The organism is Stenotrophomonas sp. SAU14A_NAIMI4_5 (genome assembly GCF_003086795.1).
Taxonomy (GTDB): Bacteria; Pseudomonadota; Gammaproteobacteria; order Xanthomonadales; family Xanthomonadaceae; genus Stenotrophomonas.
The window spans coordinates 3,399,142-3,411,597 of sequence record NZ_CP026003.1; the positions used below are offsets into that span (position 1 = coordinate 3,399,142).

The 12,456-nt window shown below is 68.4% G+C and carries 8 protein-coding genes; 6 read left to right on the forward strand and 2 right to left on the reverse strand.

What is annotated here, in order from left to right; genetic code table 11:
* Positions 1-8 precede the first annotated feature (8 nt).
* Positions 9-2,168 carry a bifunctional (p)ppGpp synthetase/guanosine-3',5'-bis(diphosphate) 3'-pyrophosphohydrolase gene (locus C1925_RS15750; RefSeq protein ID WP_108769701.1) on the reverse strand — a complete coding sequence of 720 codons (2,160 nt, stop codon included), beginning with the start codon at positions 2,166-2,168 and terminating at the stop codon, positions 9-11.
* A gap of 242 nt (positions 2,169-2,410) precedes the next feature.
* Between C1925_RS15750 and pgaC the strand changes: the two genes are divergently transcribed.
* The 3 genes from pgaC to C1925_RS15765 are packed head-to-tail and all read left to right on the forward strand — an operon-like array spanning position 2,411 to position 4,699.
* The gene (pgaC, locus tag C1925_RS15755) at positions 2,411-3,667 is read left to right on the forward strand and encodes a poly-beta-1,6-N-acetyl-D-glucosamine synthase (RefSeq protein ID WP_108770738.1); all 1,257 of its coding nucleotides are present in this window, start codon (positions 2,411-2,413) and stop codon (positions 3,665-3,667) included.
* Complete coding sequence (pgaD, locus tag C1925_RS15760; protein WP_108769702.1) at positions 3,664-4,116, forward strand: poly-beta-1,6-N-acetyl-D-glucosamine biosynthesis protein PgaD; 453 nt, start codon at positions 3,664-3,666, stop codon at positions 4,114-4,116. The genes pgaC and pgaD overlap by 4 nt, the downstream gene beginning before the upstream one ends.
* Before the next feature lie 58 nt (positions 4,117-4,174).
* Complete coding sequence (locus C1925_RS15765; protein ID WP_108769703.1) at positions 4,175-4,699, forward strand: hypothetical protein; 525 nt, start codon at positions 4,175-4,177, stop codon at positions 4,697-4,699.
* Positions 4,700-4,746: 47 nt separating this feature from the next.
* Here the strand turns inward: C1925_RS15765 and hrpA are convergent, their stop codons facing one another.
* Positions 4,747-8,829 carry an ATP-dependent RNA helicase HrpA gene (hrpA, locus tag C1925_RS15770; RefSeq protein WP_108769704.1) on the reverse strand — a complete coding sequence of 1,361 codons (4,083 nt, stop codon included), beginning with the start codon at positions 8,827-8,829 and terminating at the stop codon, positions 4,747-4,749.
* A gap of 86 nt (positions 8,830-8,915) precedes the next feature.
* Between hrpA and C1925_RS15775 the strand changes: the two genes are divergently transcribed.
* The 3 genes from C1925_RS15775 to C1925_RS15785 all read left to right on the forward strand — a co-directional run bounded on the left by C1925_RS15775 (position 8,916) and on the right by C1925_RS15785 (position 12,442).
* Positions 8,916-9,464, forward strand: coding sequence for a Dps family protein (locus C1925_RS15775; protein WP_108769705.1), 549 nt, complete (start codon positions 8,916-8,918; stop codon positions 9,462-9,464).
* A gap of 647 nt (positions 9,465-10,111) precedes the next feature.
* Entirely contained in the window at positions 10,112-11,917 is a 1,806-nt protein-coding gene (gene recQ, locus C1925_RS15780; protein WP_108769706.1) for a DNA helicase RecQ, read from the forward strand.
* A gap of 144 nt (positions 11,918-12,061) precedes the next feature.
* Complete coding sequence (locus C1925_RS15785; RefSeq protein WP_108769707.1) at positions 12,062-12,442, forward strand: CopL family metal-binding regulatory protein; 381 nt, start codon at positions 12,062-12,064, stop codon at positions 12,440-12,442.
* Positions 12,443-12,456 lie beyond the last annotated feature (14 nt).

Genomic DNA, 12,456 nt, shown 5'->3' on the forward strand with positions numbered 1-12,456 from the left:
CGTGAAGCTCAGCCCAGACGACGCGCCTCGCTCACGCCCGGCAGTGCATCCAGCTTGCCCAGCAGGTTCGACAGCTGGCCGTAATCGCTCACCTTCAGGCGCAGGCGCAGGTGCGCGCGGCCGCTGTTGCGCACGTTGTCACTGTGGATATCGAGCACGTACGCGTCTTCCTGTGCGATCAGGTTGGTGATGTCCTTCAGCAGCCAGCGGCGGTCGACCGCGTCGACCACCACGTCCACTTCGTAACCGTTGCCGGCCTGGCCCCATTCCACCGGCAGGATGCGCTGCGGGCTGGCGGCGGACAGGCGCGCCAGCGACGCGCAGTCTGCACGATGCACGGTGACACCGCGGCTACGGGTCAGGTAACCGACGATGGGCTCGCCGGCCACCGGCTGGCAGCAGCGCGCCAGCTGCACCAGCAGGTTGCCGACGCCCTGCACGGTGAACTTGGATTTGCCCAGGTTCTCGCGGCGCGCGGTCGGCCGCGGCAGGGTCGGCGCGGGCGCCGGCTGGCTCGCCGCACGCTCGGCTTCCAGCAGCGCACGACTGACCTGGTTGGGCCCGGTATCGCCCAGCGCCACCTGGATGTACAGGTCGTCGACGCTGTCGGCATGGAATTTCTTCGCGGCCGCGGCCAGGTCCGAATGCTGCAGGCCCAGCCGCTTCAGTTCGCGCTCCAGCAGCTCGCGGCCGGCCTGCACGTTGCGCGCACGGTCCAGCTTGTGGAACCAGCTGCGCACCTTTTCGCGCGAACGGTTGCTGGCCAGGAAGCCCAGTGCCGGCATCAGCCAGTCGCGGCGCGGGTCGGCCTCCTTGCCGGTCAGGATCTCCACCCGGTCGCCGCTGCGCAGCCGGTAGGTGAGCGGCACGATGCGGCCGTTGACCTTGGCGCCACGGCAGCGGTGGCCGACCATGGTGTGCACCTGGTAGGCGAAATCGAGCGGGGTGGCGCCCTGCGGCAGGTCCAGCACCTCGTCCTTCGGGCTCAGTGCGTAGACCCGGTCTTCGGTCAGCTCGGCATCGAGCGCGCCGGCCAGTTCGTTGCCCTGCCCTTCCTGCGCCTGTTCCAGCAGCTGGCGCATCCAGGTGATCTTGCGATCGAAGGCCTTCTCGGCGCCCTTGCTGCCTTCCTTGTACTTCCAGTGCGCGGCCACGCCAAGCTCGGCCTGCGCATGCATGTCGTGCGTACGGATCTGCACTTCGATGGTGCGCCCTTCCGGGCCGACCACGGCGGTGTGCAGCGAACGGTAATCGTTGGCCTTGGGGCGGGCGATGTAATCGTCGAACTCGCTGGGCACCGGTGCCCACAGCGCATGCACCACGCCCAGCGCGGCGTAGCAGGCGGCCACGTCGTCGACCATCACCCGCACCGCGCGGATGTCATACAGCTGGTCGAAGGCCAGCCGCTTCTTCTGCATCTTCCGCCAGATGCTGTAGATGTGCTTCGGCCGCCCGCTCACTTCGGCATGGATGCCCTGTGCGGCCAGCTCGCGCGACAGCGTCTTCTTGACGTGCTCGACGTAGCGCTCGCGGGCGATGCGCGTCTCGTCCACCTCGCGTGCGATGCGGCGGTAGGTGTCCGGCTCCAGGTGGCGGAACGCCAGGTCTTCCAGCTCCCACTTCAACTGCCAGATGCCCAGGCGGTTGGCCAGCGGGGCATGGATGTCACGGGTCAGCTGGGCCAGTGCGCGACGCTGCTCTTCGTCGAGCTTGTCGGCTGCACGCATGCGTGCCAGCTGGCGGGCCAGCAGGATCGGCACCACCCGCAGGTCGTGGATGATGGCCAGCAGCAGGCGGCGCAGGCCTTCGCTGTTGCGCCCCGCCTCGCGGCCGGCATGCAGCGCCCAGACCGGGTCGGCAGCGTCCTGGCCGTCGAGCAGGCCGATCACCGCCCTCTTGTGGCCGCCCATCGGCAATGTGTCCAGGTGCGCGCGCAGGCCCGGCAGGTCGAACAGCAGCGCAGCAAGCACCGCGCCTTCGTCGGCCGACAGCAGGGCCAGCGCATCCAGCGTATCGGCCAGCACCGACCAGCTGCTGCCGCGCATCTCGTGCGAGGTATCGGCAGCTTCCCACAGCTGCAGCAGGGCTTCGCGCAGCGGCGCGGGCAGCACCGCCGCCGCAGGGCGGTTCAACAAGGCTTCCAGGCCGGGGACAGACGCGCGGTTCACAGCAGTCGGACATCAAAGACAGAGGGCTCTACGGTAACGCTCCGCCCGTTCAGGAACAATCGCCAAGGCCACCATCGGCGCTCATGTGTTCATGCCGGCACCTGACGGTGGCGGCAGGCGCGGCACCTGCTTCCTGACTGGATGGTTCAGGGAACCACATCGGGTTTACAAACGGCGCGGCATGGTCGAGGCCGCTGCGGTGGTGATCCGCAGCATGCCTGCGGGGAGTGCCGATGTCGTGGATGGAAAACGTTTCACTCGTCACGCTGCTGTTCAATTTCGCCTTCTTCTATCCGGTGGTGATGGCCTTCTTCTGGATGGTCGGCGGCATCTACTACTACCTGCGCCGCGAACGCGGTGCGCCGCGCCCTGACGCACCGCCCCCACTGCGCAGCCAGCCGCCGGTCAGCGTGCTGGTGCCCTGCTTCAACGAAGCCACCCACATCGCCGACACGATCCACGCGATCGCCGCCCAGGTGTACCCGCGGCTGGAGATCATCGCCATCAACGATGGCAGCAGCGACGCCAGCGGTGCGGTGCTGGAGGGCCTGCTGCCGCAGTACCCGAACCTGCGCGTGGTGCACCTGGAAGAAAACCAGGGCAAGGCCAACGCACTGCGCATCGGCACACTGGCGGCGCGCTCGGAATACCTGGTCTGCGTCGATGCCGATGTGCTGCTGGACCCGCATGCCACGCGCTGGATGGTCGGCCACCTGATCGACGGGCCGCGCGTGGGCGCGGTCACCGGCAACCCGCGCGTGCGCAACCGCACCACCCTGCTGGCACGCATGCAAGTGGGCGAGTTCTCCGCCATCATCGGCCTGATCAAGCGTGCCCAGCGCGTGTATGGCCGGTTGTTCACCCTGTCCGGCGCCATCTGCGCGTTCCGCCGCACTGCGCTGCACCGGGTCGGCTTCTGGAACGACCGCATGGTCACCGAAGACATCGACATCTCCTGGCGCCTGCAGCTGGATGGCTGGGATATCCGCTATGAACCCAATGCGCTGAGCTGGGTGCTGATGCCCGAGACCCCGCGCGGCCTCTGGCGGCAGCGCCTGCGCTGGGCCCGCGGCGGCGTGGAGGTGCTGCTGCAGCATGGCCGCAAGGTGCTGTCCTGGCGCCGGCGGCGGATGTGGGGCGTACTGCTGGAATACGCGCTGAGCCTGGCGTGGGCCTACACCATGCTGGTCATCGTGCTGCTGTGGCTGCTGGGCAAAGTGATGCCGCTGCCGCGCGCCCTGTACGTGGATACCCTGCTGCCGCGCTGGCATGGCGTGGTACTGGCCCTGGTGTGCCTGCTGCAGTTCGGTACCAGCCTGCTGATCGAACGCCGCTACGAACGCGGCCTGGCGCGCCAGTTCTACTGGGTCATCTGGTACCCGCTCGCCTTCTGGACCATCGGCATGGCCGCCGCGGTGGTGGCCCTGCCGCGCACGCTGCTTTCCTGGCGGCAACAACGCCGCGCACGCTGGATCAGCCCGGACCGAGGGGTTTCATGACGCCACCACCTGTCATCGTCCGTCCCGAGCGCCTGGGACGGCAGAAACGTTTCCTGCAGCGCGCAGCCACCCTGCTGGCCTGGTCGGCCTACGCCTGGCTGTGGGTCCCGCTGGTCACCCTGGTTACCTGGGTGCTCGGCATCCACGCCGGCTGGGAACGCCTGTTCCTGCAGCGCAACGCCGTCGACCCCTTCATCCTGGCGTCGCTGCCGATCATCGCCCTGCTGTGCGGGCTGCTGCTGATCGGCTGGGCCGAGTACAACCGCGCCCGGTTTGCCGATGCCGACCGCCGCCTGCGTCGCTCGGACGTGGCGGATGCCGCGGTGCAGGTCCGGCTGCAGGCGCCGCCGCAGGTCATGCACACCCTGCGCCGGCACCGGGTGGTGACCGTGCGCATGGATGAGCAGGCCCGGCCGGTCAGCGCCTGGCGGTCGCAGCGCACGCCCTAGGGCAGGTGCCGCGTCGCCTGCGCTGCTCTACACTCGGGCCACATCCAGGAGAAACGCCATGCCCCTGCGTCTGCTGCGCCCGCTGTGTGTCGCCCTCGTTCTGTGCACCGTTGCGTTGCCGGCCCTGGCCCAGCGCGTTGTCGATGGTGATCTGCAGCAGCAGATGAGCCCGCAGGAGTTCAAGGCCGCCGGACTGGACAAACTCAGCGCCACCGAACTGGCCACGCTCAACCGCTGGCTGCAGGGCAAGGTCGAAGCAGCCACCACCGAGGCCGTGGCCGCCGTGCGCGAAGAAGCGCGCGAGGAAGGCCGCCAGGAAGTGATCGTCAAGAACCGCGGCTTCTTCGATTTCGGCAGCAAGGAGCCGATCACCGGCGTGCTGGAGGGCGAGTTCCGCGGCTTCGGCAAGGGCCGCATCTATACCCTGGACAATGGCCAGACCTGGGAACAGACCGATGCCACCACCCTGGCCGGCGTCCGCAAGACGTCGCCGAAGGTCAGCATGAACCCCGGTCTGCTGGGCGTCTGGTACATGAAGGTGGAAGGCGTGAACACCCAGGCGAAGGTCCGCCGCACCAAATAACGTTTCGACCCACCCGATGACGCCGGGCATCGCCCGGCGCCATCGCGTTACAGCTGGCGCAGCGCGGTCACCCGCTGTGCCAGTTTCTTCGCCGAGATGCCGGTGCGCGCACCCAGCTCCTGTGCGAACAGCGAGACCCGCAGTTCCTCCAGGTCCCAACGCAGCGCCTGCCACTGCGGACGCTCGCGCAAGCCCTGCGCATCCCCTTCGCGCAGCGCATCCAGGAACGGCGTCAGTTCCAGCATGCGCGCCTGGTCGCGCGGCGGATCGCGCTTGGCGCGTTCGGTACGCAGGATCATCGCCTTCAGATAGCGCGGATACTGCGCCAGCGCATCGGCCGGGGTATCGCGCAGGAACCCCGGATGGATCAGGCCGACCAGCTGCGCTTCCATGTCATCCAGGTTGCCGCGCGCCCAGCCCATCAGGGGCGCTTCCAGCAGCGGCTTCAGTTCGGCCACCAGCGCCAGGATGGTCTCGGCCAGCTTCAGCCGCGACATCGCTTCGCCGAACAGCGACTTGGCCGCATGGTCGCGACGCTGTTCGAAGGCCGCTGCATCGCGGATGTCTTCCAGGCCCTCGGCCAGCACCGCGTTCATCGCCGCATCGACCAGATCGCCACGCAGGCGTTCCTGCGATTCGATGGCCGCGTACAGCAGGCCGGTCTTGGGGGCCACCGGCAGCTGCTTGCGTGCCTGCTTCACCTTCTCCGCGAGGGCGATCTCCAGCAAGCGGCGCACGCCCAGCGGATGGGCCTCCTGCGCCTGCTGGCGGTCGGCGAAGATGCGCAGCGCCACGCTGTCACCCTCGTCCAGCAGCGCCGGGTACGCGGGCACGCCGGCTTCGCCGGGCACCTGCAGCGGAATCGGCGTCGCCGGGAACGTACGCAGCCCGTCGGCCGCCATTTCGCGACCGGCACGCGCAGCGAAGGCATCGCCGGCACGGCCACCAAACTTCGCACGCAGCGCATCGAGATCACGCGAGGTGGCCAGCACCTTGCCGTGCTCGTCGCGCAGGCGCAGGTTCATGTGCAGGTGCGGCTCGATCGAACCCGTTTCGAAATCGAGCGCGGTCACCGTCGCACCGGTCGCGCGTGACAGGAAGCGCGCCAGCTCACCGGTGATGGCATCGGCGCTGGGCTGCGGGAACGCCTCGAAGAAGGCGCGGCCGAAGTCCGGCGCCGGCACGTAGTTGCGGCGCATCGCCTTGGGCAGGCTGCGGATCAGCGCCGAAGCCTTGTCGGCCACGAAGCCCGGCGCCAGCCAGCCCAGCTGCACCGGGTCCAATGCGTTCAGCAGGTGCAGCGGCACGTCCAGGGTCACGCCGTCATCGTCGGCACCCGGCTCGAAGCGGTAATGCAGCGGCAGCCGCGCCTGGCCCAGCGGCAGGTACTTGGGGTAACGCTCCTGCTCGCTGCCCTCGCCCGGCAGCAGGTCGACCAGCGACCAGTGCAGGGTCCTGCGCTGTTCCGGCGGCAGCGCCTTCCACCAGGTATCCAGGCCAGCGGCCGAATGGATCTGCGGCGGCACGCGGTCCAGGTACCAGCGCGCCTGCCAGTCCTCGTCGGCGACGATGCCGGCCCGGCGCAGCTTGGCCTCTTCCTCGCGGGCCAGTTCCAGCACCTTCTGGTTGTCGGCGACGAAGCTGGCGCGGGTATTGATCTCGCCGGTCACCAGGGCCTGCCGCACGAAGATGTCATGCGCCTCGCCCGGCTCGATGCGGCCGTAGTGCACCGGCTTCTTCGGTGCCAGCACCAGGCCGAAAAGGCTGATCTGCTCGGAGGCCAACACCTGGCCCTGCGCGCGCGACCAGTGCGGGTCGAAGTGCTTGCGCAGCAGCAGGTGCGGCAGCTCGGCAATCACCCAGTCCGGTTCGATCGCGGCCAGGGTCATGCCCCAGACCTTCTGCGTGTCCAGCAGGTTGGCCACCAGCAGCCACGGCGGCGGACGCTTGGACAGCGCCGAGCCCGGGAACGGCAGGAAGCGGCGCTGGCGCGGCGCCTGGAAATCACCCTTCTCGGTGCGATGGCCGATCTGCGTCGGCAGGCCCGCCACCAGTGCACGGTGCAGGGTCTGGTAGGCGGCCGCGCGCACGCGCTCGCTGAAGCCACCACCGGCCGGCGCTTGTTCCTTCTGCGCGCGCACGGCCACGGGGGCCGGTGCGGCTTCGGCCTTGCCTTCGCGGGCCAGGCGCGCGGCGCGGTGCAGCTGGCCACGGGTGGCCTTCACTGCCGCTGCATCATCACGCGCCGGGGCCGGCGCACTGCTGCCGGCCAGCAGCGGTGCCATCGAGGCCTCGGTGGCTTCTTCCTTCCAGCCCAGTTCCTCGCACAGCAGGCGCAGCTGGCGGTGCAGCTCGCGCCACTCGCGCATGCGCAGGAAGCCGAGGAAGTGGCGACCGCACCAGTCGCGCAGCTTGGATTGGGTCAGGTCTTCGTGGGCCTGCCGGTAGCCATCCCACAGGCGCAGCACGCCGACGAACTCGGAGCGTCCATCGGCAAACTGCGCATGCGCGCTGTCGGCCGCGCCGCGCGCTTCGGGCGGGCGTTCGCGCGGGTCCTGGATGCCCAGGAACGAGGCGATCACCAGCATCGGCCGCAGACAGCCAGCAGCCTGCGCAGCCACCAGCATGCGCGCCAGTTTCACGTCCACCGGCAGGCGGGCCATCTGCTTGCCGATGGTGGTCATTCGCCGCTCGGCATCGATCGCGCCCAGCTCGGTCAGCTGCTGCCAGCCATCGGCCACGGCACGCTCATCCGGCGCTTCCAGGAACGGAAACTCCTCGATGCGGCCCAGGCCCAGCTGCAGCATGCGCAGGATCACCCCGGCAAGACTGGAGCGGCGGATTTCCGGATCGGTGAACTCCGGCCGCGCCTGGAAATCCGCTTCGGCATACAGCCGGTAGCAGATGCCCTCGGCGATGCGGCCGCAGCGGCCCTTGCGCTGGTTGGCGCTGGCCTGCGAAATCGGCTCGATATGCAGGCGGTCCAGCTTGTTGCGCGGGCTGTAGCGCTTGACGCGGGCGAAACCCGGATCGACCACGTAGCGGATGCGCGGCACCGTCAGCGAGGTTTCGGCCACGTTGGTGGCCAGCACGATGCGCCGGTTCGGGCCCGGATTGAACACCCGGTCCTGGTCCTGGTTGGACAGCCGCGCATACAGCGGCAGCACCTCGGTATTGCGGTACTTGCGGCGCTCCAGCGACTGGTGCGCATCGCGGATCTCGCGTTCGCCGGGCAGGAAGATCAGCACGTCGCCGCGCGAATCCAGGCGGGTGATCTCGTCGATGGCCGACACGATGGCGTCGTTGACGGTGCGCTCGCCCTGTTCTTCGCCCTCGCCTTCCAGCGCGCGGTAACGCACTTCCACCGGGTAGGTGCGGCCTTCCACGCTGATCACCGGCGCATTGTCGAAATGCTGGGCGAAGCGTTCGGTATCGATGGTGGCCGAAGTCACGATCAGCTTCAGGTCCGGGCGCTTGCGCAGCAGCTGCTTCAGGTAGCCCAGCAGGAAGTCGATGTTGAGGCTGCGTTCGTGCGCCTCGTCGACGATGATCGTGTCGTAGTTCGACAGCCAGCGGTCACTGGCGATCTCCGCCAGCAGGATGCCGTCGGTCATGAACTTGATGCGGCTCTCTTCGCTGACCTTGTCGTTGAAGCGCACCTGGTAGCCGACCAGCTGGCCCAGTTCGCTCTGCAGTTCCTGCGCCACGCGGCTGGCCACCGCACGTGCGGCAATCCGTCGCGGCTGGGTGCAGCCGATCATGCCGGCCTGGCCACGGCCCGCGGCCAGGCACAGCTTCGGCAGCTGGGTGGTCTTGCCCGAGCCGGTTTCACCGGCGATCACCACCACCTGGTGGTCGCGGATCAGGCCGATGATCGCCTCGGCTTCACGCGCAATCGGCAGCTGCGGGTCCAGAGTAATGGCCGGCTGCTGTTGCGCCCGCACCTGCCGGCGCTGCACCGACGCCTGCAAGGCCTGCTCGAAGGTGGCGGCCAGCGCCGCATCCTGCGGCTTGGCCTCGCAACGCGAGAGCATTCCCAGCAAACGGCCCCGGTCGCGGCTCATGGCGCCGTCGATGGCGGCACGCTGTTGGCGCAGGCGGGGTGACGGATTTTTATCGATAGCGTTCATCAATCGGTTCGTTCAAAACTTTGAAAGCGACCAGTCATCGAGACTGATTTACTGTGAAGGCCAACGATTCCACAAGGAGGAACCCCATGGCGAAGACCAAGAGCACGACCAAGCCCAAGACCGCCAAGCAGAAGCTTGCAGCGGCGGCACCGTCGGCACCCAACATCGATATCGGGATCACCCAGGGCAACCGCAAGAAGATCGCCGACGGTCTGTCGCGGTTCCAGGCGGACGCGTTCACGCTCTACCTGAAGACCCACAACTTCCACTGGAACGTGACCGGGTCGATGTTCAACTCGCTGCACACCATGTTCGAGACGCAGTACACCGAGCAGTGGGCGGCGCTGGACGATGTGGCCGAACGTATCCGTGCGCTGGGTTTCAATGCCCCGGGCTCCTACCGGGAATTTGCTGCGCTGACCTCGATCGCCGAGGAGCCGGGCCTGACCGACAGTGCGGACTGGCGGGAAATGGTACGCCAGTTGGTGGTCGCCAACGAAGCGGTCTGCCGTACGGCGCGTGAAGTGCTGGATGTGGCGGACGATGCCGACGACGCCCCGACCGAGGATCTGATGACCCAGCGCCTGCAGACCCACGAAAAGTACGCGTGGATGCTGCGTTCCCTGCTCCAGTAAGGATTGAGGGGGGTTCGGCAGGGCTTGCAGCCCTGCACCTGCCGAAGCGGTAGTGCCGGCCGCTGGCCGGCAACTTCAACGTCAAAGGCTGGTTTCCTGAGGGTTGGCGGGGTGGGTCCGGTTGAGGGGGACGCCGTGAACCCCCCTCCGGGGTCCGGCCCAGCCGCTGGCGGCTGTGCGTTCGGGCGCTTGCGAAGCAGTGCTTCGCAAGCAAAGCGCCCTCACCCATGGGGGCTTGGTCGCCGCATCCATGCGGCTCACACCCCCTCAACCGGACCCACCCCGCCTTCGACAGTTTCCAGCGATCTGCCGGCAAACCCTGGGGTCGGATCCCGTTGCTACGCAACGGGCTCTGACCTCTCTTTGTTTGTCGATATCTGACAGATGTGCCGACCAACGGTCGGCACCCACCAACAGCCGCGGGAAACTGTCGGGGGTGGGGCGGTGTGGGCTTGCAGGACCGCAGGCGCCATGGATGGCGCCTACGAGCCCCCATGGACGGGTTTACGGCGTGTCCTGCAAGCCCACACCGCCCCGCCAAACCACGGATCACCCCAGAGCCGGCTGTTGCCTTTGACCTTGCCGTGGCTTCTGCAGGTGCAGGGCGCAGCCCTGCCGAGACACCCCCGCCGGGGTAAACTAGCTGGATGGCTTCCCGTCCCGCGCACGATCTGCTCCAACGCGTCTTTGGTTACGACGATTTCCGTGGTCCCCAGCAGGACATCGTGGAGCACGTGGCTGCCGGACATGACGCACTTGTCCTCATGCCCACCGGCGGCGGCAAGTCGCTGTGCTACCAGGTCCCGGCCCTGCTGCGCGATGGCGTCGGCATCGTCATCTCCCCGCTCATCGCCCTCATGCAGGACCAGGTCGAAGCCCTGCGCCAGCTCGGCGTGCGCGCCGAATACCTGAACTCGACCCTGGATGGCGAAACCGCCGCCCGCGTCGAGCGCGAGCTGCTGGCCGGCGAGCTGGACATGCTCTATGTCGCCCCCGAGCGCCTGTTGACCGGCCGCTTCCTGTCGCTGCTCTCGCGCAGCCACATCGCCCTGTTCGCCATCGACGAAGCGCACTGCGTGTCGCAGTGGGGCCACGATTTCCGCCCCGAATACCGCCAGCTGACCGTCCTGCACGAGCGCTGGCCGGATATTCCGCGCATCGCGCTGACCGCCACCGCCGACCCGCCCACCCAGCGCGAGATCGCCGAGCGCCTGGACCTGGCCGAGGCCCGCCACTTCGTCAGCTCGTTCGACCGCCCCAACATCCGCTACACCGTGGTGCAGAAGGACAATGCCCGCAAGCAGCTGACCGACTTCCTGCGCGGCCACCGCAGCGAGGCCGGCATCGTCTACTGCATGTCGCGACGCAAGGTCGAGGAAACCGCCGAATTCCTCTGCGGCCAGGGCTTCAATGCCCTGCCCTACCACGCCGGCCTGCCGCCGGAAGTGCGCGCCAACAACCAGCGCCGCTTCCTGCGCGAGGACGGCATCGTCATGTGCGCGACCATCGCCTTCGGCATGGGCATCGACAAGCCGGACGTGCGCTTCGTGGCGCATACCGACCTGCCCAAGTCGATGGAAGGCTACTACCAGGAAACCGGCCGCGCCGGCCGTGATGGCGAGGCCGCCGAGGCCTGGCTGTGCTACGGCCTGGGTGACGTGGTGCTGCTCAAGCAGATGATCGAGCAGTCCGAGGCCAGCGAGGAGCGCAAGCAGCTGGAGCGGTCCAAGCTGGACCACCTGCTGGGCTACTGCGAATCCATGCAGTGCCGCCGCCAGGTGCTGCTGGCCGGCTTCGGCGAGACCTATCCGCAGCCCTGCGGAAACTGCGACAACTGCCTGACCCCACCCGCCGCCTGGGATGCCACCATCCCCGCGCAGAAGGCGCTGAGCTGCGTCTACCGCAGCGGCCAGCGCTTCGGCGTCGGCCACCTGATCGACATCCTGCGCGGCAGCGAGAACGAGAAGATCAAGCAGCAGGGCCACGACAAGCTAAGCACCTACGCCATCGGCCGCGACCTCGATGCGCGCACCTGGCGCAGCGTGTTCCGCCAGCTGGTGGCCGCCAGCATGCTGGAAGTGGACAGCGAGGGCCACGGCGGCCTGCGCCTGACCGACGCCAGCCGCGACGTGCTGACCGGCCGCCGCCAAGTCAGCATGCGCCGCGATGCCGCCAGCACCACCGGCGGGCGCGAGCGCAGCGCGCAGCGCACCGGCCTGTCGGTGCTGCCGCAGGACCTGGCCCTGTTCAACGCCCTGCGCGGCCTGCGTGCCGAGCTGGCCCGCGAACAGAACGTGCCGGCGTTCGTGATCTTCCATGACAGCACCCTGCGCAACATCGCCGAACAGCGGCCGACCAGCCTGGACGAACTGGCCCGGGTGGGTGGCATCGGTGGCACCAAGCTGAGCCGCTACGGCCCGCGCCTGGTGGAGATCGTGCGCGAGGAAGGCTGACCGTTCTGCGGTGCCGCGCTGCGCGCTCGCCGGGCATGGCCCAGCGCTACCGCATGCGGTGCATGCCTTTGGTGCGGGTCCAACCTTGAACCATCCATTCAGGCAGAAGTGCATCCCGCGCCGCTTGCCGCTAAATTGACGTCCATGTCCCTCGCCTCGACCCTGCTCCGCGTCGTGCTCATGCTCAGCCTGTTGCTCAACGGGTTGAGCGCGGCCATGGCCAGCGGGCACGAGCAGATGGGCCAGATGGCGCATGCCATGGCCACCGCCGAGGCGGCCGAGGGCGATTGCCACCACCACGCCGGCATGAAGGCCGAGCCCGCCCCGCAGGCCGAAGCCCCGGCCCACGACGCCCACTGCCAGATCAAGGACTGCGTGCGCAGCTGCGCCCAGCACCCGCTCCTGGCCGTGCAGCCGCAGCCCTTCCTGGCCGGCCCGGCACTGTCGCTGGCCCCGCAGCCGATGCCCGGCGCTGGCCGCCCGGCACCGCCGCTGCCGCCCATCTCACGCCCTCCCATCGGCTGATTCCACGCGTACCG